The following is a 25,865-nucleotide window of genomic DNA, read 5'->3' as shown; positions in this document are numbered from 1 at the left end:
TCCCCGTTCATAAAATCTATGGTCCTTCCAGATCATGTATGTTCGATTGCATAAATGTATAATAAAAAGCACTCACTATAGTAAAGTGAATGCTTAAAAATATAATGATATTAATTTCTCGAGCTAGATAGGTGGATCGAACTGCTGATGTTCATTTGAAGCAGCGTGGTCTAAAAACCAACCTTCTCCAAGTACAGCCCCTCTGCATCAGCCATACGGCCTGTTTGAATTCTTTCTTTTGATTCAAGAATGCCGGGGATTGCAGCAGCTTCCATTTCCCCCAATCCAACTTCAATTAAGGTCCCGACAATTTTTCTAACCATGTTGTACAGGAATCCATTGCCACGAATCTTGATTTCGATAAAGCCGTCATTTTCATCGATCTTAAGTGAGTAAATTTCACGCACCAATGATTTTTTCTTCGACTTTGCATTGGAGTAAGATGTAAAGTCATGCTCACCCAGGAAATATTGAGCTGCCTCTATCATTTTTTCAATATTAAGCTTATTCTCCACATGCATACTGTACTTTCGCATGAAAGGATGTGTGTACTGCTCGTTCCAAATCTTATACAAGTACGTTTTATCCTTCGCATTATAGCGTGAATGAAAACGGTCATGCATCAGCGTCACATCAGTCACACTGATATCATGAGGAAGGTATTTGTTTAAATACTGCATCACTTCATCTTCCGTCGCGTGTTTACGCATTTTAAAATTGGCGATCTGGGCAAGCGCATGTACACTCGCATCCGTCCTCCCTGAACCAATGATTTCAATCTTTTCTTCTGCGAGCTCTGTTAACACATTTTCAATCTTCCCCTGAATCGTGTTGTCACTATCTCCAAGCCGCTGCCAACCTTTATATCTTCCACCGTCATACTGGATTGTTAATTTATAGTTATTCATTCAGATCTCCTGTTCTTCACTCTTCTATTTCGACTACTCTTGCCACACCATTTCCGCACACCGCACAATTGCCTTCAAGCACAACGCCAGCCGGATTAGGCTTAATCACAAAATCTTTTATCTTTACAGCATCCAGACAATTTGAGCAAAATACATTTAAGATCAGCTGCTTCCTAATATTTTCTGGTATCGATAGCCATTTTCTATTTGCCTCCATATCGTCCTCCTGTTAAAACTTATTTCGAAAGCTCAAGCCACGCCACGCACTCCACATGCGAAGTTTGAGGAAACATATCAACAGGCTGCACTTCCTGCGTCTTATACCCGCCGTCTTCTAATATTCTCAGATCTCTCGCAAGCGTTGCAGGGTTACAGGACACATACACAATGCGCTTCGGTTTCATCGCAAGCATTGTATCAAGCAGTGCCTGGTCACAGCCTTTTCTTGGAGGATCCACCACAATCACATCAGCCTGATTACCTTTTTTATGCCAGGCAGGAATCACTTCTTCTGCCGGTCCCGCTTCAAATTCAGTATTTGTAAAACCGTTCAGCTCTGCATTTGCTTTTGCATCTTCAATGGCCTGCTCGACAATCTCAACGCCAAACACTTTTTTTGCTTTCTGCGCTAAAAAGAGTGAGATCGTGCCAATTCCACAATAGGCATCAATAACGGATTCTTCTCCTGTAAGCTGAGCGTACTCAAGTGCTTTCTGATAAAGTACCTCTGTTTGCACAGGGTTGACCTGGTAAAAGCTGCGTGCAGAGATCGCAAACTTTACTTCGCCAATTGAATCATAAATGACATCGCTGCCCCAGATTGTCTGCCCTTTGTTGCCCAAAATGACATTCGTCCGCTGATCATTAATATTATGAACAATTGATTTTAGTCCCGGCACTTTTTCACGCAGGACAGCCGTTAAATCCTCTGCGTGAGGCAGATGCCTCGTTCTCGTTACTAGTACAACCATCACTTCGCCTGAAGTCCGGCCATACCTGACAACTACATGACGGAGCACACCTTTATGGCGTTCTTCATCATATGGCTGGATACCAAAGCGTTCTGCTCCTGTCTTCACAATGTTCATCACGCGGTCACTGACTTCTTCCTGAATCACACAGACATCCGTATCCACAATCCGGTGACTACGAGTAGCATAAAAGCCCGCAATCACGCGGCCGCTCTCACTGCCAACAGGGATCTGGCTTTTATTCCGGTAGCGCCACGGATCTTCCATACCAAGTGTCGGATGAACAGGTACATCTTTAATCTTACCAATTCGTTCAAGTACATCACGCACCTGCTTTTGTTTTGCAGCAAGCTGCCCTTCATAGCTGAAATGCTGCAGCTGACAGCCGCCACACGTGTCATAAACCGGACACGGGGGTTCCGTTCTATGTTCACTGACAGACTCAAGCTCAACCAGCTTACCAAAACCGAAATTCTTCGTCGTTTTCAGGACCTTCACTTTTACCTGCTCATCAGGAAGCGTTAACGGAATAAACAACGGGTAACCGTCTACCTTCCCAACACCATGCCCTTCATGCGTCAAATCCTCTATTGTCACAGTTACAGTATCATTTTTCTTTACAGGTAAAGCCTGCTTTTTTGTCATTAGTTAATCGCCCTCTTCGTTAGAATCGCTGCCCATTATTGTAGCATATATTATCCCTTGTTACTCGTATACTTAAAATAATCGTTAACTTCCGAAAGACTTCTCAGCTGAACCTTGTAGTGGCGAACGGAGACTCCTGCGGAAAAACGATCGTGAAAGACCCCGCAGAGCAGTGATCTTCTGCCTGGCCTGAGCGTTCGTCCGCGGAAAGTGCAGTTCAGCACGGAAAGGTTCTGCGGTTCCAAGTGAAACATTTTCTCATTTAAAAAATAAACCCCTTATAGGTTTAACCTTAACCTATAAGGGGTATATATTAAATTACCAAAATAACCTTGATTTTTTAAATAAAGGTGTGTAGAATGGAGAAACTATTCTTTTTATTCTAAAAATTCCAACTAAGGAGGAAGCGATATGGGACAGATTGTTAAACAGAAAGTACTCGCTTATATCACGCGGGAAATCGACGGGAAGACTGAACTGCTTGTTTTTTCGCAAAAGGATCATCCACAAGCAGGCCTCCAGGTCCCTGGCGGCGGCGTTGAAGACGATGAATTGCTAATTGATGCACTTTATCGTGAAATTGAAGAGGAAACCGGTTTGAAGAGAGATGAACTACAATTACAGGGAAAACTTCATAAACAGATGTATTATTCAGAGGACCGCTCAAAGTATTATGAGCGTAACTTTTTCCACCTTGCACTTAAACGTCCGGTGGAGAATGAGTGGGAGTATACAGTAGAAAGTGACGGCAAAGATGATGGTCTGAAATTCCATTTTGAATGGCGTCCAATTGAAGAAGCATCAAAGCTTGCAGCAGACATGGATAATGCTGTGGACTGGATTGAAGCAATCCAATAAGAAAAGGCCGAGCGATTAACCGCCCGGTCTTTTCTTATTGATCACTTCTCACTTCATCTTCTTCATCAATGATACTGTTTTTCAGCACAACATTTTTGTCTTCATCCACACGGTCTTCTTTACGAAGCTTATCAAGCGGTGCACAGACATTCAGATGACGATAAAGATTCTGAAACTCCGCAGGCAGCAGCCCGCCAAACTCTCCATCAAGATTCAGCTGAACCGTTTCCTGAGAAGTGACTTTAATATGATTAGCTTTTACATATTCAAGATGAGGATCATGCAAATGCTCACCGCGAAGTGCAAGTGAGATGACACGGATGGTTTCTGCCATGTTTGTTTTCTTTAAAAACATTAATGTAAACAAACCATCATTAATAGAAGAATCCGGTGCCAGCTTTTCAAATCCGCCGACTGAATTTGTCAGACCGATCAGGAAAAGCATGACCTCTCCTTCAAATACTTTTCCATCATATTCAATCCGGACATTTGTCGGTTTGAATGATGGCAGCATTTCAATTCCTTTTAAGTAATATGCCAGCTGCCCTAGTACTGTTTTCAACTTACTAGGCACTTCATATGTCAGTTCAGTGATACGTCCGCCGCCGGCAATATTAATAAAATATTTATCATTCATTCTGCCAACATCAACAGGGATCGTATCACCCTTTATAATGATGTCGACTGCATCTTCAATATCCCTTGGAATATGAAGCGCACGTGCAAAATCGTTTGTAGTACCCATTGGGATAAGACCCAATCTCGGACGATTCGGCTTTTCAGCAAGTCCGTTGACAACTTCATTGAGCGTCCCGTCCCCGCCTGAAGCGATAATCAGGTCAAATCCGCGCTCTGCAGCAGCTGCAGCTGCAACAGACGCATCGCCTGCACAAGTTGTTGCGTGACAGGATGTTTCATAGCCTGCCTGTTCTAATTTCATTAATACTTCCGGTAAGTGTCTTCTGAAAAGCTCACGTCCTGAAGTCGGATTGTAAATGATTCTAGCTCGTTTCATGATTTTCAGCCTGCCTTTTATATAATAAGCATACTATAAAATTATAATCACTTTTCACTGTATGTAAACAAAAAAGAATAAGCCCACAAGTAAGGCTTACTCTCATCATACCGTTAATTAACGGTTTTTACCATAGTGAGCTTGTTTTTCAGTTCTTTATAAACTTCTTCCCAGAAATCTTCACGTTCTGTATAGGCTGCCGTCAGCTGTTTGATCATCAGCTGCTGACCATCTTTAAAGGCTGGATCCTCTTTTGCCGGAAGGTTGGATCTTACATCATCTACAAATGCCTGCACTTTTTCGGCTCTTGGCCCCCACTTCGCAACTTCATTACCTAACTCGTCAATAAAAACGAAAATCGGAATCGCACGGGATTTGCCATTTGTTAAGTACTGATCCATCAGATCCAGGTTGCTGTCTCTTAAGATAAATCTGACTTCCATACCTGAACGTTCAGCGAGCTTTAACAGCACGGGATTATTCATCATCGCATCCCCGCACCAGTCTTCAGTCAATACAATCGCTCGCAAGTTCTGAGCCTTTAACTGCTTAAAAAACGCTTCATCTTCAGCCGGAACAGAGAACAGTTCATAGACTTTAGACATATTTTCCTTATGTGATTCCATCTGATTCTGATAAGCTTCAGCTGTTAGTCCTTTTTCAAACCATTCATTTAAGTTCGTCATGTTCATCACCTCAATTTTAAGCATCTCATAATGAGGATTTTTATTCGAGTGAACTGCCTGTAAAATGTGCAGGAAGTGTGGCGATCAATTATGTCGCCAAGTGATTCAATTCGCAGGAGCGTTGTGACAATAATTAGAACGATTGAATCAATTAATTCGGGATTTAAAGCTGCTGAATCAATTAACTATGCCGCTGATCCAATTATTCAAAGCGCTGATACTTATATCCTGAGAGGTGAATCAATTAATCTTAATGCTCTTCCCTCACGCCACCCCACAAAAAAGAAACGCACCCCAAAAGTGCGTTTCTCCCAAAATATATTATCGCTTCTTAATCTCCTGCATCAGCAGCTTATTCACCATCGGAGGATTTGCCTGTCCTTTTGATGCCTTCATAATCTGACCGACTAAGAAACCAATTGCACGGTCTTTACCGTTCTTAAAGTCTTCAATCGACTGCGGGTTGTTATCAAGTGCTTCAGTCACAAAACCAAGCAGCTGACCTTCATCAGAAATCTGTACAAGACCTTTATCTTTTACAATCTTGTTCGGATCTCCGCCTTTTTCAATCAGTTCCTTAAAGACTTTCTTTGCGATTTTAGATGAAATTGTGCCATCTTCAATCAGCTTGATCATGCCTGCAAGGCCCTGAGGCGTTAGTGCAGTATCACCAAGCTCTTTTTGCTCAGCGTTCAGGTAAGCTGATACTTCACCCATCAGCCAGTTAGAAGCAAGCTTCGCATCTGCACCCTGCTTAAGAGTGAGTTCAAAGAAATCAGACATTTCTTTCGTAAGCGTCAACACCATTGCATCATATGCCGGCAGACCAAGGTCTTCCACATAGCGCTTTTTACGTGCATCCGGAAGTTCAGGAATTGTTTTACGAACGCTTTCCTTCCACTCTTCATCAATCACCATGGATACAAGATCAGGTTCTGGGAAGTAACGGTAGTCATCAGAGCCTTCTTTGACACGCATTAATAGCGTCTTGCCTGTAGACTCATCAAAGCGGCGTGATTCCTGCTGGATTGATCCGCCTGATAATAGTACTTCTTCCTGACGCTTTTCCTCAAACTCAAGCCCTTTTTTAACAAAGTTAAATGAGTTCAGGTTTTTCAGCTCAGTTTTTGTACCGAATTCTTCACGGCCAACCGGACGAAGTGAGATGTTCGCATCACAGCGAAGTGATCCTTCTTCCATTTTACAGTCAGAAACGCCTGTGTACTGAATGATTGACTTGATTTTTTCAAGATAAGCATATGCTTCCGCCGGCGTTCTTAAGTCCGGCTCAGATACGATTTCAATCAGCGGTGTACCCTGACGGTTGTAGTCAACAAGTGAATACCCTTTGTCTGTGTGCGTCAGTTTCCCTGCATCTTCTTCAAGGTGAAGACGCGTGATACCGATTTTCTTTTTATAGCCGTCCACTTCAATTTCGATCCAGCCGTGTTCGCCGATCGGCTGATCAAATTGTGAGATCTGATAAGCTTTTGGATTGTCCGGATAGAAATAGTTTTTACGGTCGAACTTCGTATGTTCAGCAATTTCACAGTTCAGTGCCATTGCAGCCTTCATACCCCAGTCAACAGCGCGCTTGTTGATCACAGGCAGCACGCCAGGGTATCCAAGGTCTACAACGTTTGTATTAGTGTTCGGCTCCGCACCGAAATGCGCAGGTGCAGGAGAGAACATTTTTGAATCAGTTTTTAACTCTACGTGTACTTCAAGTCCAATAATCGTTTCAAAGTTTGTCATGTTTTCTCCCTCCTACAGTTCCGGCTTCATATTATGATTTGCTGCCTGCTCGTATGCGTGTGCCACGCGGTATACAGTGCTTTCATCAAAGTGCTTTCCAATGATCTGAAGACCAAGCGGCAGACCACTTTCAGAAAGTCCAGCAGGCACAGAAATACCCGGTACACCTGCAAGGTTCACAGGGATTGTCAGGATGTCATTTGCATACATTGTCAGCGGGTCATCAATCTGCTCGCCGATCTTAAATGCAGGCGTTGGCGTTGTAGGTCCTACGATGACATCATAGTCTTCGAACACTTTTTCAAAGTCCTGCTTAATTAATGTACGTACTTTTTGTGCTTTTTTATAGTAAGCATCATAATAGCCTGAGCTTAGTGCGTAAGTTCCAAGCATAATGCGGCGCTTCACTTCGTCACCGAAGCCTTCAGCACGCGTCTTTTTATAAAGATCAATCAGGTTCTCAGCGTTGTCAGCACGATACCCGTAACGGATACCGTCAAAGCGCGCAAGGTTAGCTGATGCTTCAGAAGAAGACAGCAGGTAATAAGTTGCTACGCCGTATTTAGAATGGGGAAGTGATACTTCATCAATTGTAGCACCAAGTCCTTCAAGTACTTTCAATGCCTCACGGACCGACTGGCGTACTTCTTCACTTACACCATCACCAAGATATTCTTTTGGTACAGCGACCTTTAATCCCTTAATGTCACCTGTCAGTGCACTGCGGTATTTAGGAACGCTGACGTTAGCAGATGTAGAGTCATTTGGGTCAAGCCCTGCGATCGCTTCTAATAGATAGGCATTATCCTCTACGTTTGTTGTAATCGGTCCAATCTGATCAAGTGAAGATGCGAATGCAATTAAACCAAAGCGTGACACGCGGCCATAAGTTGGCTTAAGTCCAACTACTCCACAGAATGAAGCCGGCTGACGGATTGATCCGCCTGTATCTGATCCAAGAGAAAATGGTACTTCACCAGCTGCTACTGCTGCTGCAGAGCCGCCTGAAGAACCGCCCGGAACAGTATCAAGGTTCCATGGATTTTTCGTTTTAGCAAAATGAGAGTTCTCTGTTGATGAACCCATTGCGAATTCATCCATGTTCAGCTTTCCGATTGTGATTGCGTCAGCTGCATGAAGTTTATCTGCTACCGTTGCATTGTATATCGGATCAAAGTTGCCAAGAATTTTACTTGCTGCTGTTGTGCGCAGCTCTTTTGTAACAATGTTATCTTTGACACCGATCGGCATTCCATAAAGAAGGCCTTCGTCAGTGCCCATTTTACTTTGAAGCTCTTCTGCACGTGCAAGTGCACGCTCTTCATCAAGTGTCAGGAAGGCCTGCACCTTATCATCTACTTCTTCAATACGTTTATATGATTCACGGACAAGATCAGCAATTGTAATCTCTTTTTTATGTAAAAGATCATGCAGATCAGCCAGCTTGTGATTGAATAAAGACATCTTTTGCCCTCCTATTCTAAAATCGTTGGCACCTTCACCTGTCCATCCTGGTGATCCGGTGCATTTTTTAGTACTTGTTCACGTGGCAGCCCATCAACAGGCTTATCTTCACGCAAAATATTCTTCATATCGAGCACATGCGTTGTCGGTTCAACGTTTTCTGTATCAAGCTCGTTCAGCTGTTCAGCAAATGTGATGATTGAGCCGAGCTGTTCTGCAAATTTCTCTGCTTCCTGCTCATCAATATTCAGTCTCGCCAAATGCGCTACGTGTTTAACTTCTTCTTTTGTAATCTTTGTCATTGTGACTCACCTCCGTGTATGTTCGAACACTCACAATACTGTTTATCATACCAAAAAGGCAGGGTCTCAGGCAACTTTACCTTAATCCCCCTGCCGATTGGCTGTATCAACTTTTTCATTTACTGTACGCAGTACCCAGATCATCCATATTTAAATAGAAGAAACGTATTATGAACGGAACAGCCGGTCCCAAAATGATGGAGCAGCCCCGTTATCTGCATGTCTTTTAGGAAGCGTAATCTCTTCTTTATCAATTGCTTCTGAATGAGACAATACCAGCCCATATTCAGAGTTGTGTTCTTTATTTGTTACGACCTGATAAGACACTTTATACCGGTCTGCCAATTGAATATATTTTGATAAGAAACGGTAATTCATATTTCCATTTAAAAACATCTTCAAATCACGGTGTTTTTTAACGGCCTGCTCAATTTCAGGGTACACATCTGATTCACGCACCTGGTTTTGGAGGAGCGCAAATTCCACTCTTTCTCTAATTGAAGTTAAAAACATTCTTCTTTCGTCTGGCAAAGTTTCTCTGGCACCATATATTCCTTCCTGAATATAGTCATCAACACTCTTTCCCTGTGCCATACTATCACCCTTTCTTTTATCATACACCCATTATACAAAATATCTCTTTTCAGGTCATTATTTGTGCACAAATTCACATATCATCCCTTTTTTAGTCTCCATTTCAGGATGTTTCTTCCATGTCCGAACGTTTATATATCAGCGTTTCAGGCGATTTCACTTGCCAAAATTTCTGTTTTCAGATTAAAATAAAGTATGATTTAATTTTCAGAATTATTTTACTTTAATCTTTTTCAAATCATGCTCTATCCCTTGCGCTTAATAGGATGACAGCTTTTTATGCTGATATAATGCTGTTTATATCACTTGAACAGGTTGAATATATTTGTTAGGTTATTCAACTGTAAGCGTCATGAAACATTTGACACAAAAAATTCATTTTACAAGGAGGAGATTTGGTGGAAGCTGTAGAGATTGGCTTTGAGGTATATATATCTCTCGCATTATATTTCATCGGTATGCTGGCGATTGGCTATTATGCCTATAAAAAATCGACCGGTAATTTATCAGAGTACATGCTGGGTGGCAGAAAGCTTGGACCAAGTGTTACAGCACTATCAGCCGGCGCATCTGATATGAGTGGGTGGATGCTGTTAGGTCTACCAGGCTCGATCTATGTATCCGGACTCTCGGGCATGTGGATTGCGGTTGGTTTATCCATTGGCGCATATTTAAATTATCTTTTTGTTGCACCTCGTTTAAGAACTTATACGGAAGTGGCAAACGATTCAATTACAATCCCTGATTACTTTGAGAATCGCTTTGTAGATGATACAAAGATTTTGCGTTTCGTATCCGCAATTGTCATCATTATTTTCTTCACTGTTTATACATCTTCAGGTATGGTTTCTGGTGGAGTATTATTTGAAAGTGCATTTGGAATGGACTATACAGTTGGTCTATTTGTGACTGCAGGGGTTGTCCTTGCTTATACTTTATTCGGTGGATTCCTGGCAGTTAGTATGACTGACTTTGTACAGGGTGTAATCATGTTTGTAGCACTTATTCTTGTACCAATTGTTGCATTTATGGAGCTTGGAGGTATTGGACCTACGTTTGATACATTAAATGGGATTGACCCGCAGCTGACTTCATTTTTTGAAGGCACAACATTCCTTGGGTTTATCGGTTTGATGGCATGGGGTCTTGGGTACTTTGGTCAGCCGCACATCATCGTTCGTTTTATGGCGATCCGTGATGTAAAGTCGCTTAAAAATGCACGCCGTATCGGTATGACATGGATGATCGTTGCCATTATCGGTGCATTATTAACAGGGTTAACTGGTATTGCGTACATCGCTAACACTGGTGGAGAGCTTGCGAATCCTGAAACAATCTTTGTTTTCTTTTCTCAGGTATTGTTCCACCCATTAATTTCAGGTTTCTTACTTGCTGCGATTCTGGCGGCAATTATGAGTACAGTATCTTCTCAGCTGCTTGTAACCTCAAGTGCGCTGACAGAGGATTTCTACAACACGTTCCTGAAGCGCAGTGCTTCTGATAAGGAGCTTGTACTTGTTGGACGTATCTCAGTTCTATTAGTTGCATTAATTGCGATCATTCTGTCACTTGATTCTGACAGCACGATCCTTGATATCGTAAGTAACGCATGGGCTGGTTTTGGTTCAGCATTTGGTCCTGCTATCCTGCTTTCTCTTTACTGGAAGCGTATGACTCGCTGGGGCGCTCTTGCAGGTATGCTTGTCGGTGCGGTTACAGTTATCCTTTGGGTATATGTATTCGGACTAAGCGGATGGCTGTATGAAATGATTCCAGGCTTTATTTTAAGTACGCTTGCAATCATTGTTGTCAGCCTGATGTCAGATAACTCACGTGAACCAGTACGTGAAGGGTATGACAAGTTCGAAAAAGTACACGAAGTTGAATCAAATAAATAATTTCCTTATAGAACGGCTGGTCAATGTGATCAGCCGTTTTTTCTATTACCTCAGCAGGCTGCACTGCTTATTTGGTCACTTTCTCATCTCCCCCGTCATCTATTACAATTAAATCATTTTAAATTATACAGAACTAAATCTCTAATCTTAGTTTCAAGCCGCTCTATTGAGGGAAAATTATGCAGTATTGAGTAAGCAATTTTTTATACATGCTTGAATTTACCTTTATTTTTCAGGATTTGGGCAAAAAGAAAATATTGTAATCGCTTACTTCTGAATTTTCTAAATTTTTATCTAAGTTTCGACAAAACAAGGAGTTTTATATGGTAATGTTGAAATTATATAGACGAATTTAATGAGAAAGGATGGCGCACATGGATCAGACAATTAGTGATTTTGACATACACCTTTTCCATGAAGGTACACTTTATAATGCACACGCTATATTTGGCGCTCATCTCGTAAAACAGAAAAAGCAGGTGACCGGCACACGCTTCACCGTTTGGGCTCCTCATGCACAGTCAGTGTCTGTAACAGGCAGCTTTACTGACTGGAAACCTGACAGGTATGAAATGACCCGAATTAATAATGAAGGCATCTGGAGCTGTTTCATTGATCAGGATTTAGAGGGAGCGCTTTATAAATACGCAATCACAACAGCAGCCGGAGACCTGATTATGAAATCAGACCCCTATGCTTTTCACTCTGAGCTGCGACCACAGACTGCTTCAGTCGTTTATGACCTCTCCGGTTACAAATGGGGCGATCAGCTTTATCGCCAGCGCGTCAGAAAGAGAAGACCAATTTATGAAAGACCTCTTGCAATCTATGAACTTCACTTAAATTCATGGAAGCAAAAAGAAGATGGTTCTTACTTTACGTACAGAGAATATGCTGATGAATTAATTCCTTATGTAAAGGAAAGAGGATTCACTCATATTGAACTGCTTCCTTTAACTGAACACCCGCTTGATGCTTCATGGGGCTATCAGGGTACCGGATACTTCTCCCCTACCAGCCGCTTTGGCACGCCGCACGATCTAATGTATTTCATTGACCGCTGTCATCAGGAAGACATTGGTGTCCTGCTCGACTGGGTACCAGGACATTTCTGTAAGGACTCTCACGGACTGTATATGTTTGACGGGCAGCCGTTATATGAGTATGACTCATTTAATGATCGTGAAAATCTTGAATGGGGTACTGCAAACTTTAACCTCGCAAAAGGTGAAGTCAGAAGCTTCCTGATCTCTAATGCACTATACTGGATGCACTTTTTTAGAATAGACGGCCTGAGAGTGGATGCAGTGGCAAATATTATTTACTGGGCGAATAGTGAGCCTGAAACAGCCAACCCGTACGCGACTGAATTTCTTCAGGAATTAAATAAAGCTGTTTTTAATGAAAATCCGCGGTTTCTTATGATGGCCGAGGATTCAACTGACTGGCCAGGTGTAACGAAGCCTGTACATGAAGGCGGACTTGGATTTAACTACAAATGGAATATGGGCTGGATGAATGATCTGCTCGATTATATGGAGTATCCTCCTTTTGAACGCAGACACCATCATCACACGCTGACATTCTCACTTGTATATGCATATACAGAAAACTATATTCTGCCACTTTCACACGATGAGGTGGTACATGGCAAACGTTCGCTTCTCCATAAAATGCCGGGTGAGTACTGGGAAAAGTTCGCTCAGTGGCGTCTGTTGCTCAGCTACCTGATTACACACCCGGGGAAAAAGCTGCTCTTTATGGGTGCAGAATTTGCTCAGTTTGATGAATGGAAATATGTACAAGGTCTTGACTGGTTCCTGAAAGATTATGATTCACATGCCCAGTCAGACGTTTTTACTAAAGAGTTAATGAGTTTCTATCAGGCTCAAAAAGCATTACATGAGTTTGATCATGATCCGCAGGGCTTTGAGTGGATTGATGCAGATAATGCAGAACAAAGTATTTATTCTTTTGTCAGAAGAGGCAAAAGAAAGAGCGACACGCTGATGGTGATCTGTAACTTCACGAATGTCAGCTATGATCATTTCCGGATTGGTGCTCCATTTGAAGGTAAGTGGGAAGAAGTGTTTTCAAGTGACAGGCAGGACTTCGGCGGAACGAATCATGTAAATCAGACAGCAGTAACTGAAGAAAATCCGATTCACAACAGAAAGCAATCTCTTGATATGAAGATCCCACCGCTTGGCATCACGATTTGGAAGCCGGCAAAAAAATAATGAGGAGTGTGACATGATGGTTAAGAAAAAATGTGTAGCGATGTTACTGGCAGGAGGACAGGGAAGCCGCCTTCATTCCCTTACAACGAAAATTGCCAAGCCGGCAGTACCTTTTGGAGGTAAGTACCGGATTATTGATTTCACACTTAGTAATTGTACAAATTCAGGGATTCATACAGTTGGTGTGCTGACACAGTATCAGCCGCTCGTACTGAATTCTTATATCGGAATTGGAAGCGCATGGGACCTTGACCGACGCAACGGTGGCGTTACAGTACTTCCTCCATACACTGAAGCGAGTGGTGTGAAATGGTACAGCGGGACAGCGAATGCGATCTATCAGAATCTGAACTACATTGAACAATATGATCCTGAATATGTGCTTGTACTATCCGGAGATCACATTTATAAAATGGATTACTCAAAAATGCTTGATTATCATATTCAAAACGAAGCTGAAGCAACGATTTCAGTTATTGAAGTACCATGGGATGAAGCCAGCCGCTTTGGCATTATGAATACAAATGATGATCTTGAGATTCTTGAATTCGATGAAAAACCTGCAGATCCGAAAAATAACCTGGCTTCAATGGGAATCTATATTTTCAACTGGAAATCCCTGCAGAAATATCTTGACCAGGACAACATGAATGAAAATTCTTCACATGATTTTGGTAAAGATATTATTCCTTTGTTCCTGAATGAAGGTAAGCGTCTGATGGCTTATCCTTTTGAAGGCTACTGGAAAGACGTTGGTACAGTGAAGAGTCTGTGGGAAGCGAACATGGACCTGTTGAAAGAGAATCCGGGTCTGAACCTGTTTGACCATTCATGGAGAATTTATTCACGTAACCCGAATCAGCCGCCTCAATATCTTGCAACAACATCTAAAGTGACGGATTCACTGATCAATGAAGGCTGTGTCATTGAAGGTAAGGTATCTCACTCAGTTATTTTCCAGGGAGTATCAATTGGTGAAGGTGCTGATATTTATGAATCAGTTATTATGCCTGATGCGGTAATCGGAAAGAATGTGACGATCAAACGTGCAATCGTACCAGGTGATATTGAAGTTCCGGCTGGTATTACAATTACTCCGGAACACAGCGATGATGACATCATCCTTGTCACAGAAGAACTCGTGGAAAGATTAAGAAAGGACGTGACAGCATGAGCCGTTTATTAGGAGTAATTGACGCAGCCACTGTAATGGGTGGACTTCAGGATTTAACTTTAAACCGCTCTGTTGCCTCTATTCCTTTTGCAGGACGCTACCGGTTTATTGATTTCGTCCTTTCGAACATGGTGAATTCAGGTGTGGACAGCGTAGCGATCTTCCCGAAGCACCAGTACCGTTCATTAATGGACCATATCGGATCAGGTAAGAACTGGGATATGGATAGAAAAAGAGATGGTCTCTTCTTCTTCCCTCCTTACTTTGAACCGGATGAAACAACATGCATCGGGTCTTTTTCAAGACTTGAACAGCACATTGAATTTTTCAAGCGCAGCCATCAGGATTACGTCGTCATTGCAAGCAGCTACGTGATTGCAAATATTGATTTTGAAGAAGCGTTAGCTGAACACTTAATTCATGATTATGATATTACTGAGGTGCAGCATAACGGAAAATCTCTTGAGATCTATGTAATCAGTAAAGTACTTCTGATCGAACTGATCGAAGCAAGACGCCGATCACAGTTCATCAGTGTGTCAGACGTTGTAAAGCAGCCGCTTCATAATTATAAGATCGGGGCTTATGAACATAAAGATTACACAGCGATCATTGATTCAATCCCTGCTTATCTTAAGTATTCAATGGACCTTTTGCGTCATGATGTGTGGAGCCAGCTCTTCACGCAGGAACGTCCAATTTATACGAAGGTAAAGGATGAGCCGCCAACGAAATACAGCTCTACTGCACAAGTACGTAATGCCATGATCGCTAACGGTGCGGATATCCGTGGAAGCGTAGAGAGCAGCATCGTATCAAGAGCTGCAAAAATCGGTGAAGGTTCTACAGTGAAAAACTGCGTTGTGATGCAGAAGTCGCAGATCGGTATAGACTGTTCTCTGGAATACGTTATTTTAGACAAAGACGTAAGAGTGCTTGACGGCACATCATTAAAAGGAACAGCTGAACAGCCGCTTGTGCTTCGTAAAGGCAGTGTGCGTGAAGCGGCGGTGGTGCAATCATGAAGGTATTATTTGCGGTATCTGAATGTGCACCATTTGCAAAATCAGGAGGCCTCGGCGATGTCGCCGGGGCTCTTCCTAAAGAGTTAATCAAACTTGGCGCAGATGTGCGGGTCATGCTGCCGAAGTATTCAACGATCTCTGATGAACTGCTTTCAAAAGCTAAAAAGATCAAAACCTTCTATGTAAATGTGGGATGGAGACGCCAGTATTGTGGGATTGAAACATTAAAGCATAACGGTATTACATACTATCTGCTTGATAATGAGTTCTACTTCAAGCGGAATACCCTCTATGGAGACTTTGATGACGGTGAGCGCTTTGCATTTTTCAGCAGAGCTGTGCTTGATGCACTCCCGCTTATTCCATTCAAGCCTGATGTAATTCATGCGCACGACTGGCATACGGGTATGGTCCCATTCCTGCTTGACCGACAGTACAGAACGTATCCGTTTTATAAAAATATTAAAACAGTTTTTACGATTCATAATTTGCAGTTTCAGGGATTATTCCCTGAAAGCGTAATTGGTGACCTGCTGAATCTTGATCAGCAGTACTTTTCAGCCGGAGAGCTTGAATTCTACGGAGCTGTCAGCTTTATGAAGGGTGCCCTGCTGAGTGCAAATGCCCTCACGACAGTCAGTCCGACTTATAAGGATGAAATTCAGACACCGTTCTTCGGTGAAAAACTGGACGGTCTTTTACGTGATCAGTCATTTAAACTGAGCGGGATTTTAAATGGAATTGATACCGATTACTACCATCCTGAAAAAGATATATATATTGAAAAGCCTTATTCCTTTAAAACGCTTGATGATAAAAGGATTAATAAAGCTGCCCTTCAAAAGGAATTTAACCTGCCTGTCTCTGAGCATGTACCTGTTGTTGCAATGGTCACAAGGCTCACTGAACAAAAAGGTCTGTCACTCGTTAAACGTGTAATGCATGAATTATTAAATGAGCAGAATATGCAGCTGATTGTTCTTGGCAGTGGGGATCCTGAATTTGAAAGCTACTTTAATTACCTGGCAAGTGCCTTTCCGGAAAAAACCGGTGTATACATCGGATTTAGTGAAGCGCTCGCCCATCGCATTTATGCCGGGGCAGACTTCTTCCTGATGCCTTCATTATTTGAACCGTGCGGGCTGAGTCAGCTCATTTCACTGCAGTATGGAACAATCCCGATTGCACGTGAAACCGGCGGATTAAATGATACAGTCCACTCATGGCATGAAACTGATCATACAGGCAACGGATTCACTTTCAGCGCATACAATGCACATGATATGAAACATACAGTTGAACGCGCTTTAGAATATTTTAACAATGAAGAAGTCTGGCCGATTCTGCAGGAAAATGCGATGTCAGGTGATTACAGCTGGGCACGTTCTGCAAAAGAATATTACGACCTTTATAAAGGACTTCAAGGGAGGAAATAATGCATGTTCCAAAATAAAAGAGCATTTAAAGCAGCCTTTTTACAGCGGCTTGAACAATCAAGCGGTTTATCATTTGAACATTCTACGCAGCAGCACCAGTATCAGACGTTAGGTATGATGGTGCGGGAATACGTCAGCACGAATTGGATTGCTTCGAATGAAGACTCCCGTAAAGGCGACCATAAGGAAGTCTATTATTTATCAATTGAGTTCCTTCTTGGCAGGCTGCTTGTCAGCTCTTTAGTGAACCTTGGAGTAAAAGAACTGGTGGATGAAGGATTAAGTGACCTTGGCATTAATCTGAGTGAACTTGAAGAAGCTGAAGCTGACGCCGGTCTTGGTAATGGCGGTTTAGGGCGTCTTGCTGCCTGCTTCCTTGATTCCATGGCTTCTCTCTCGATGGCTGGGCATGGTCACGGGATCCGCTATAAGCATGGATTATTTGAACAGAAAATCGTAAACGGCTATCAGGTTGAACTTCCAGAGCAATGGCTGCGCAACGGGAACGTCTGGGAAGTAAGAAAAACGGATCTGGCTGTTGAAGTGCCCTACTGGGGAGAAGTGAAATGGACTGAGAAAAACGGTCAGATGATCTTCACGCACGAAAAGGCTGAAACAGTCCTTGCAGTGCCATTTGATATGCCGGTTATCGGCTATGATACAGACCGTGTGAACACGCTTCGTCTCTGGGGGGCTGAGCCTTCTAAGCACTTCCCTCCTCATAAGGACTATATGCAGTATAAACGTGACACTGAGCAGATCTCTGAATTCCTCTACCCGGATGATATGTCTGATGATGGTAAAATTCTTAGATTGAAGCAGCAGTATTTCTTAGTCAGAGCCAGCCTTGAAAGTATTTTGCGCGATTATAAAGAAGACCATGACGACCTGACAGAGCTTCATGAGCATGTTGCGATCCATATTAATGATACGCATCCGGCACTTGCGATTCCTGAATTAATGCGTGTGCTGATGGATGAAGAAGGTATGGGCTGGGAGGAAGCATGGAGTATTGTAACTCAAACGATTTCGTATACGAACCATACGATTTTATCCGAGGCGCTTGAAAAATGGTCAATTGACCTGTTCAGACCTCTCTTCCCCCGTATTTATCTGATTATCGAAGAGATCAACAGAAGATTTTGCGAGGAACTCTGGGAAGCATTCCCCGGCGATTGGGATCGCATTGAATCAATGGCAGTCATTGCCCACGGCTTTGTAAAAATGGCTCATCTGTCAATTGTCGGAAGTCATAGCATTAATGGTGTTGCGAGACTCCACACTGAAATTTTGAAAATGCGTGAAATGAAAAGCTTTCATGAGTTTTACCCTGACCGTTTTAACAACAAAACGAACGGGATCACGCATAGAAGATGGCTGCTGCAGGCAAATCCGGAACTGACAAACGCGATTAATAACGCGATCGGCACAGACTGGATTAAGGATACAAGTAAGCTGAATGATCTTGTGAAGTTTGCTGATGATGCGTCATTCCAGGATGAAGTGGATCAGATCAAACATGATAAAAAACGCATCCTGGCTGACCTGATTCATGAGAAAAATGGCATCAAAGTAAATCCTGACTCAATTTTTGATGTGCAAATTAAGAGACTTCATGCGTACAAACGCCAGCTATTAAATATCATGCACGTGATGCATCTGTATAACAGAATGAAGGAAGACAGCTCATTCAAGCCGCATCCGCAGACATTTATCTTCGGGGCAAAAGCTGCTCCTGGCTATCATTATGCTAAAAAGGTCATCAAGCTGATTCACTCAGTTGCGAACCTTGTGAATTATGATCCTGTGTCAAAGGATTATCTGACAGTTGTTTTCCTTGAAAACTACAGAGTTTCTCTTGCAGAAAAGATAATTCCTGCTACAAATATCAGTGAGCAGATTTCTACAGCAAGTAAAGAAGCGTCCGGTACCGGAAACATGAAATTTATGATGAACGGCGCACTGACGCTCGGCACATTAGACGGCGCCAATGTAGAGATTGAAGAACTGACTGGACCGGAGCATATTTTCATTTTCGGACTGACTGCACAGGAAGTAATGAAATATGAAAAGCACGGCGGTTATCATTCATACGATTACTATCACGGGGACCCGAGAATTAAAAAGATCATTGATCAGTTCACTTCCGGCTTTTTCCCTGATACCTTCTATGATTTTGAAATGATTGCTGATTCACTGCTGATGGAAAATGACCAGTATTTCCTACTTAAGGATTTTGACGCGTATGTACGTGCCCAACAGCTGACTTCTGATGCATATCAGGACCGTAAACGCTGGCTGACTTCAAGTATCCATAATATTGCGCGCTCCGGCTACTTCTCAAGCGACCGGACAATCCAGCAGTATGCGGATGAGATTTGGAATTTATAATTGAAAAAAGAGCCCGTGACTTTTATGATGAGTCCCGGGCTCTTGCTATGTGTGACGCAGCGATTTGCTTCCCCGTCACCTACTGCTCATAAATATGAACAAATGGTTCCGTATCATCTGGCTCTTTAATTATCAGTGCCTCAGGTCCGTTAATGGATGTGATGCTCACTTCAATATCAAAGTATTCCGGAAACAGATCGATCAGTCTGCCGGCAATATACTGTGTAAAGCCGACAATCTCTGATTTTCCATAGAACTGAATCGGAATATCAATTTTCAAGTGTGCCAGCTGGTCTCCACGATATAGACCTGTACCGATGACACTGTTGAAGTTAGGAAAATAAGTTTCAATATCCTGCTTAAAGTTCAGGAAGGCTGTCTCGTCATTCCGGTAGCTTTCTCTTGCTTCTTCAGATGGAAATAATACATAATTCTCATTCATTTCATTCCATCCGCCAAGCTCATTGCTTCCATTGTCCGCTGTTGCATAACCGAAGAAGTTACCCGGGATCACAGTACTTTTAGGCTCCTGTTTGAAGAGCGCAACCGTGATTGGCACTTCAGCAAGCTCTGCTTTTTCAGGATCCTCAGCACCCATTGCACGAATACGTGATACAACTTCTGCCGCAATTGCCTGCCCTTCCTCCTGCAGACGGCTCTGAGAAATATTCTCTTCAAATGTCGGACCATACGGGTCACCATCGTTGTTGTAATAATAAACTGAGTTCATCGCAAGGCCAATGACAATGCCGCCAAGCCTTACTTTTGATTCATCTTCAGCTGATTTAACAAAGTAGTTATGTTCAAGGATGTGGGCCAGGTAAATCGGGCTTCTCTCAGCTCTTTCAGCCCTGGTTCCTTCCCCGTTATCAACAGGATTCAACCCGATATTTTCTTCAGGCTCCATTCCGTATTCTGCAAGCTGTTCATCTGTAAACTCGCGGTTTAACCAGCTTGAGATCGTATCACTTTCGAGGAACTGGCCTGCCTGAAAGAAATAATCCTCAGGTGTGAAATTCTGCTGTGCCACGCGCATCAAGCCATTTTCAAACTCTGCGATATCATAGTTTGTGTTCAGGTTATTTACAACCATTCCTCTTGATGGTGATGCTTCATATGGCAGTAATGTACGATAATACTCATCAGATATTTGGAAGTTAGGGATAATGACCGTCTGCTCTTCACTGTTTTCCGGGGCATTTTCCTGCACAACTTCATCTTCCTGCTGAAAAGACGGCATACAGCCGCTCATCAGCAATGCAGTACCCGTCGCAGCGGCTAACCATTTTTTCATGTAACTGCTACACCTCTTGTTTTGTGATTTCTGCTACCAGCTGGTCTTCATCCCATACCGGTATATTTAAGTCCTGTGCTTTAGTCAGCTTGGAGCCGGCATCTTCTCCGGCGATTAACAGATCCGTTTTCTTACTCACACTGCCGGTTACTTTTCCACCAAGCAATTCAATTTTCTCTTTTGCGTCCCCGCGTGTCAATTGAGCCAATTTACCTGTCAGGACAATTGTTTTTCCTGCAAAAGCAGAATCAATGTCTTCTGCTTTTTTCTTCACAGGACCTGTATAGGTTAAATTAACGCCGTTTTCACGTAGTTCTTCAATTAGTTCGAGTACTTCTTCGTTCTCAAAGTATGTGACGATTGCATCGGCCATTTTGTTACCAATTTCATCAATTTGACACAATTCTTCAGCAGTTGCTACTTTCAGTGCATCAATATTCCGGAAATGCTCAGCAATCGTTCTGGCTGCTTTTGCACCAACATGACGGATGCCCAGTCCAAACAGCAGCTTTTCCATTGAATTATTTTTAGATGCTTCAATGGCATTCAGCAGATTATCTGCTGATTTCTCACCCATCCGGTCGAGACCAATTAACTGATCTTTTGTCAGCCGGTAAAGGTCTGCTACATCCTCGATCAGCTCGCTCTGATAAAGCTGGGCGATGACTTTTTCACCGAGCCCGTCAATATTCATCGCGTTTCTTGAAACAAAGTGAGTCAGTCCTTCCTGCAGCTGGGCAGGACATTTCGGGTTCAGGCAGCGCAGTGCAACTTCCCCTTCAAGACGTTCGAGCTCACTTTCACAGGCTGGACAATGCGTTGGCATATGAAATTCTTTTTCTTCCCCGGTACGTTTGTCAGTAATCACGCTGACAACCTCAGGAATAATATCTCCAGCCTTTTTTATCACCACATGGTCACCAATGCGAATATCCTTCTCACGGATCAGATCTTCGTTATGAAGTGAAGCTCTCTGCACCGTAGTACCAGCTACTCTGACCGGATCAAGCAGCGCAGTCGGTGTAACGACACCTGTTCTGCCGATGCTCAGTTCAATGTCTCGAAGTACCGTGACGACTTCTTCTGCAGGGAACTTGTACGCAATTGCCCATCTTGGACTTTTTGCAGTAAAGCCAAGCTCTTCCTGATGATCAAGTGAATCCACTTTGATGACTATGCCGTCAATATCATAGGAGAGGTCTGCTCTTTTTTCAGTCCATTCATGAATATAATCCATCACTTCTTCAATGGAGCTGCACATTTTCCGTTCGGGGTTTACCTTCAATCCCATTTCATCAAGGAGCTCCATTCCCTCACTTTGAGATCTGACACCTGTATCGCCGGGGTCACCGATCGCATAGAGAAAAATATCAAGGTTTCTTGAAGCAGCGATACGCGGGTCAAGCTGTCTGAGTGATCCCGCCGCTGCATTTCTTGGATTTGCAAAAAGTGCTTCCTCATTCTTTTCTCTTTCATCGTTCAGCTTTAGAAAAGAGGATTTCGGCATGAATGCCTCACCACGGACTTCAATGGAAAGCGGCTTTTTTAACCTGAGTGGAATTGACCTGATTGTCTTCAGGTTCGCTGTAATGTCTTCTCCTACTGAACCGTCTCCTCTAGTTGCACCCTGGACAAATAGGCCATCTTCATATCTGAGAGAAACAGCAAGGCCATCTATTTTCAGCTCACAGCTGTACATCGCACTGTCACCGGCTACTTCTCTTACCTTTCGATCGAAGTCTCTGAGATCATCTTCATTAAAGGCATTTCCTAAGCTTAGCATCGATGTACGGTGTGTAACCTTAGAGAATTGCTCAAGCACCGAGCCACCTACACGCTGAGTCGGAGAATCAGATGTTGCATACTCAGGATGCGCTGCTTCTATTTCTTTAAGTTCATTTAATAACTGGTCATATTCAGCATCAGGAACTGAAGGCTTGTCCAGAACATGATATTCATAATTGTACTTGTTCAGCAGCTCATGCAGCTCCTGTACTCTTTTTTCTATGGTCTGACTCACAGGCTCAACTCCTTATGTCACTTTGTTAACAGGTGCAAATTTCGCAAGCAGGCGTTTAACGCCGGTCGGGCTTGGAAATGCGATATCAAGCTCCATTGAATCCCCTTCACCCTTTACGCTGACAACTGTACCGGTGCCCCATTTACCGTGCTGTGCTTTATCTCCAACACTCCATCCAAGATCACTGCCTCCGGTGTTACGCGGTGCAGGGCGTCTGACAGGACTTTTTCTCGGCTGTGGTTTTGAAGGTGAGCCGAAGCTTCTGCTGCCTGAAGAAATTTCTTTTTTCATCGGCTCTTCAAGCAACTCAGCTGGAATTTCAGCAATAAACCTTGAGACCGGGTTCATATTTGTCCGTCCGAATAACGTCCTCATCTGAGCGTTTGTAATAAACAGCTCTTCTTCTGCCCGTGTAATCCCAACGTATGCAAGGCGTCTTTCTTCTTCCATTTCAGCCTCTTCCATCAGTGAGCGGCTGTGGGGGAATACGCCCTCTTCAAGCCCCATCAGGAAAACAACAGGGAACTCAAGACCTTTTGCAGAGTGCAATGTCATTAATGTAACGGCATCAGACGGAGCATCATCTTTATCGAGCTGATCAATATCTGCAACCAGTGCAAGATCTGTCAGAAACGCAATCAGACTCTTATCATCGCTCGCTTTTTCAAATTCTTTTGTTACAGACAGGAACTCATCAATGTTTTCAAGCCTGCTCTGTGCTTCAATTGTCTTTTCGGCCTGAAGTGCTTCACGGTACCCTGACTTTTCAAGAATATCCTCTACCAGTTCAGTCACTGATAAATATTCTTGCATCTGTGTAAAGTTCTTAATAAAATCACGGAACTCAAGGACTGTCTTTGCAGCTTTGCCGCTTAAGCCGATAAAATCTGCAAGCTCAAGCGCATTGTACATCGACATCTCGTTATCACGCGCGTAGTTTGCAATTTTATCGAGTGAAGTCGTACCTACGCCGCGTTTTGGTACATTAATAATTCTGATCAGACTGATATCATCATCCGGATTGGCAACAAGCCTGAGGTAGGCGAGGATATCTTTGATTTCTTTTCTGTCATAGAACTTTGTCCCTCCGACAATGGTGTACTCAATATTGGACTTCATGAGTACTTCCTCCATAACACGTGATTGCGCATTGGTTCTGTAGAGAATCGCAAAGTCAGAAGGCTTTCTCACGCCTGAACGGACCAGTTCATTGATCTTACCGGCAACGAATTGTCCTTCACCCTGCTCACTGTCAGCACGGACGTACGTGATTTTTTGTCCGCCTTTATTATCTGTCCAGAGATTCTTCGCTTTACGGTTAGGATTATTTTTAATGACTGCATTCGCAGCGTCCAGGATTTTTTCAGTTGAGCGGTAGTTCTGCTCAAGCAGGATCACTTTCGCATTTGGATAATCTTTTTCAAAGGACAGGATATTTGTGATATCCGCGCCTCTCCAACGGTAAATCGACTGGTCTGAGTCACCGACTACACAAAGATTTTTGAAGCGTGAAGCCAGCTGTTTGACTAGCATGTATTGCGCTCTGTTTGTATCCTGGTACTCATCCACGTGAATGTACTGAAATTTACGCTGATAGTTTTCAAGTACTTCAGGCACGCGTTCAAATAGATGAATCGTCTGCATGATCAGATCATCAAAATCCAGCGCTGAATTCTTGCGCAGCCTTTTTTGATATTCAGTAAATACTTCACTGATCGTCTGGTCAAAATAGCTGCCTGCGTCCTTCGCAAACTGCTCAGGCGTTGTCAGCTCATTTTTCGCTGAGCTGATTGCAGCAAGAATACCACGTGGATCGAACTTTTTCGGATCCAGGTTTTTATCCTTTAATATACGCTTGATCACTGACTGCTGGTCGGTTGAATCAAGAATCGTAAAATTACGGTTATAACCGATTCTATCAATATCTCTTCTTAAAATCCTCACACACATGGAGTGAAATGTTGAAATCCAGACATCCTCAGCCGCTCCGCCAAGTATGCTTCCCACTCGGTCTTTCATTTCACGCGCAGCCTTGTTGGTAAAGGTAATCGCCAGAATATTGTAAGGCGCTACACCTTTTTCAATCATTAAATACGCGATCCGGTGTGTCAGTACTCTAGTCTTCCCGGAACCCGCGCCTGCCATAATCAGCAGCGGGCCATCTGTTGCTTTAATTGCTTTTGCCTGCTCAGGGTTCATCCCGTTTAGCAGACGATCTGTTAAGAATTGCATCGTCGCACCACCTCGAACGTTTGTTCTTATTATAGCCCGGACTTTTTTTCCGGACAACTTTAATCTGTACTTTCTTGAAATAGGCTGATGATTTCCGTTTCAGGGAGACGCTTTCCGCGGACGAACGCTCAGGTCAGGTAGAAAACCACTGCCTTCCGGGGGCTTTCCCGATCGTTTTTCCGCAGGAGTCGCCCCCTTACGCTTCAATCATCAGCTGTGCAGAAATTTACCTGTCTTTTTATATGTTCTAATTTAAAACTGTTTTCAACGCTTCTTTTAAGCTGCTGTAAATGATATCACCGACTACGATGACGTCAGCGTGAGCGGCCATTTCTTTGGCCTGTTTTTCGTTCTTAATGCCCCCGCCATAGAAAAGGACTGTGTTCTCGAGTTCTCCGCTGACTTTTTTCACAAGCGCCGGATCTCCGTATGTTCCGCTGTATTCCATATAAAAAATCGGAAGTGAAAATAGATGCTCAGCCATTCGTGCATAGGCAATCACTTCATCATCACTGATGGCCGCATCCGCTCCCGTTAGAGACGCTGCTTTGCAGTCCGGATTTAAAATGCAGTAGCCTTCTGCAAGAATCTCTTCCCAGTTCATCAGATCACCATGTTCTTTCACTGCTGCGTGGTGAAGGCCTTTGAACCATTTCGGGTCTTCTGTATTTAAAACGGTCGGTATGAAATATAGATCGTAGCCCGGGGTAATCGCTTCAAGAACCGAAACTTCAAGTACACAGGGTACAGTATATCTGCGCACGCGCGCCATCAGATCGAGCACATTTTCAAGTGTCACACCATCAGATCCGCCAACCATGACTGCATCCGTGCCGGATTCACAAATCAGTTCAAGTGCTTCATCTGTTATTTCTTTGTTAGGGTCCAGTTTAAATACATGCTTCCATTCCCGGACATCGTACATCCTAAATCCTCCATTCGAACACTCATTATCCG

Annotated in this window: 20 protein-coding genes; 7 read left to right on the top strand and 13 right to left on the bottom strand. The window is 43.1% G+C overall.

What is annotated here, in order from left to right:
• Positions 1-170 precede the first annotated feature (170 nt).
• The 3 genes from truA to rlmD are packed head-to-tail and all read right to left on the bottom strand — an operon-like array spanning position 171 to position 2,524.
• Complete coding sequence (truA, locus tag LG330_RS06125) at positions 171-908, bottom strand: tRNA pseudouridine(38-40) synthase TruA (RefSeq protein ID WP_404408274.1); 738 nt, start codon at positions 906-908, stop codon at positions 171-173.
• 16 nt (positions 909-924) lie between these two features.
• On the bottom strand, positions 925-1,125 hold the full coding sequence (locus tag LG330_RS06120; RefSeq protein ID WP_404408272.1) for a hypothetical protein: 201 nt from the start codon (positions 1,123-1,125) through the stop codon (positions 925-927).
• A gap of 19 nt (positions 1,126-1,144) precedes the next feature.
• Complete coding sequence (gene rlmD, locus LG330_RS06115; RefSeq protein WP_404408270.1) at positions 1,145-2,524, bottom strand: 23S rRNA (uracil(1939)-C(5))-methyltransferase RlmD; 1,380 nt, start codon at positions 2,522-2,524, stop codon at positions 1,145-1,147.
• A gap of 411 nt (positions 2,525-2,935) precedes the next feature.
• On the opposite strand from rlmD, the gene LG330_RS06110 reads away from it, so the two are divergent.
• A complete protein-coding gene (locus tag LG330_RS06110) occupies positions 2,936-3,382 on the top strand; it encodes an NUDIX domain-containing protein (protein ID WP_404408268.1) in 447 nt (148 codons plus the stop codon).
• A 34-nt stretch (positions 3,383-3,416) separates the two neighbouring features.
• Here the strand turns inward: LG330_RS06110 and LG330_RS06105 are convergent, their stop codons facing one another.
• The 6 genes from LG330_RS06105 to LG330_RS06080 all read right to left on the bottom strand — a co-directional run bounded on the left by LG330_RS06105 (position 3,417) and on the right by LG330_RS06080 (position 9,198).
• Positions 3,417-4,397, bottom strand: coding sequence for a diacylglycerol kinase (locus LG330_RS06105; protein ID WP_404408266.1), 981 nt, complete (start codon positions 4,395-4,397; stop codon positions 3,417-3,419).
• Positions 4,398-4,510: 113 nt separating this feature from the next.
• On the bottom strand, positions 4,511-5,083 hold the full coding sequence (locus LG330_RS06100) for a thioredoxin family protein (RefSeq protein ID WP_404408265.1): 573 nt from the start codon (positions 5,081-5,083) through the stop codon (positions 4,511-4,513).
• Positions 5,084-5,404: 321 nt separating this feature from the next.
• Positions 5,405-6,838 carry an Asp-tRNA(Asn)/Glu-tRNA(Gln) amidotransferase subunit GatB gene (gatB, locus tag LG330_RS06095; RefSeq protein WP_404408263.1) on the bottom strand — a complete coding sequence of 478 codons (1,434 nt, stop codon included), beginning with the start codon at positions 6,836-6,838 and terminating at the stop codon, positions 5,405-5,407.
• A 12-nt stretch (positions 6,839-6,850) separates the two neighbouring features.
• Complete coding sequence (gatA, locus tag LG330_RS06090) at positions 6,851-8,302, bottom strand: Asp-tRNA(Asn)/Glu-tRNA(Gln) amidotransferase subunit GatA (RefSeq protein ID WP_404408262.1); 1,452 nt, start codon at positions 8,300-8,302, stop codon at positions 6,851-6,853.
• A gap of 11 nt (positions 8,303-8,313) precedes the next feature.
• Positions 8,314-8,604: an Asp-tRNA(Asn)/Glu-tRNA(Gln) amidotransferase subunit GatC gene (gene gatC / locus LG330_RS06085; protein WP_404408260.1), complete on the bottom strand. Its 291-nt coding sequence runs from the start codon at positions 8,602-8,604 to the stop codon at positions 8,314-8,316.
• Between the two features lie 168 nt (positions 8,605-8,772).
• Positions 8,773-9,198, bottom strand: coding sequence for a YueI family protein (locus LG330_RS06080; protein WP_404408258.1), 426 nt, complete (start codon positions 9,196-9,198; stop codon positions 8,773-8,775).
• Between the two features lie 458 nt (positions 9,199-9,656).
• Here LG330_RS06080 and putP point away from each other — a divergent pair, with 458 nt between their 5' ends.
• From putP to LG330_RS06050, 6 genes are all read left to right on the top strand, one after another.
• Positions 9,657-11,096 (top strand): sodium/proline symporter PutP, encoded by a 1,440-nt coding sequence (gene putP, locus LG330_RS06075; RefSeq protein WP_404409518.1) that lies wholly within the window; start codon positions 9,657-9,659, stop codon positions 11,094-11,096.
• A gap of 374 nt (positions 11,097-11,470) precedes the next feature.
• Positions 11,471-13,336 carry a 1,4-alpha-glucan branching enzyme gene (gene glgB / locus LG330_RS06070; protein WP_404408256.1) on the top strand — a complete coding sequence of 622 codons (1,866 nt, stop codon included), beginning with the start codon at positions 11,471-11,473 and terminating at the stop codon, positions 13,334-13,336.
• 16 nt (positions 13,337-13,352) lie between these two features.
• Positions 13,353-14,510, top strand: coding sequence for a glucose-1-phosphate adenylyltransferase (locus LG330_RS06065; RefSeq protein ID WP_404408254.1), 1,158 nt, complete (start codon positions 13,353-13,355; stop codon positions 14,508-14,510).
• On the top strand, positions 14,507-15,535 hold the full coding sequence (locus LG330_RS06060) for a sugar phosphate nucleotidyltransferase (protein WP_404408252.1): 1,029 nt from the start codon (positions 14,507-14,509) through the stop codon (positions 15,533-15,535). Before LG330_RS06065 ends, LG330_RS06060 begins: the two co-directional genes overlap by 4 nt.
• On the top strand, positions 15,532-16,971 hold the full coding sequence (glgA, locus tag LG330_RS06055) for a glycogen synthase GlgA (protein WP_404408251.1): 1,440 nt from the start codon (positions 15,532-15,534) through the stop codon (positions 16,969-16,971). Before LG330_RS06060 ends, glgA begins: the two co-directional genes overlap by 4 nt.
• 3 nt (positions 16,972-16,974) lie before the next feature.
• Positions 16,975-19,362 carry a glycogen/starch/alpha-glucan phosphorylase gene (locus LG330_RS06050; protein WP_404408250.1) on the top strand — a complete coding sequence of 796 codons (2,388 nt, stop codon included), beginning with the start codon at positions 16,975-16,977 and terminating at the stop codon, positions 19,360-19,362.
• 79 nt (positions 19,363-19,441) lie between these two features.
• Here LG330_RS06050 and LG330_RS06045 read toward each other — a convergent pair whose 3' ends face one another.
• The 4 genes from LG330_RS06045 to LG330_RS06030 form a co-directional block, all read right to left on the bottom strand.
• Entirely contained in the window at positions 19,442-20,656 is a 1,215-nt protein-coding gene (locus tag LG330_RS06045) for a CamS family sex pheromone protein (protein ID WP_404408248.1), read from the bottom strand.
• 7 nt (positions 20,657-20,663) lie between these two features.
• Positions 20,664-22,676, bottom strand: coding sequence for an NAD-dependent DNA ligase LigA (gene ligA, locus LG330_RS06040; RefSeq protein WP_404408247.1), 2,013 nt, complete (start codon positions 22,674-22,676; stop codon positions 20,664-20,666).
• Positions 22,677-22,688: 12 nt separating this feature from the next.
• The gene (pcrA, locus tag LG330_RS06035; RefSeq protein WP_404408245.1) at positions 22,689-24,908 is read right to left on the bottom strand and encodes a DNA helicase PcrA; all 2,220 of its coding nucleotides are present in this window, start codon (positions 24,906-24,908) and stop codon (positions 22,689-22,691) included.
• Between the two features lie 247 nt (positions 24,909-25,155).
• Positions 25,156-25,833 carry a heptaprenylglyceryl phosphate synthase gene (locus LG330_RS06030; RefSeq protein ID WP_404408244.1) on the bottom strand — a complete coding sequence of 226 codons (678 nt, stop codon included), beginning with the start codon at positions 25,831-25,833 and terminating at the stop codon, positions 25,156-25,158.
• Positions 25,834-25,865: the final 32 nt, after the last annotated feature.

This window comes from Jeotgalibacillus malaysiensis, assembly GCF_044789845.1.
Lineage (GTDB): Bacteria > Bacillota > Bacilli > Bacillales > Jeotgalibacillaceae > Jeotgalibacillus > Jeotgalibacillus malaysiensis_A.
This window is presented reverse-complemented; position numbering and strand designations above follow the sequence as displayed.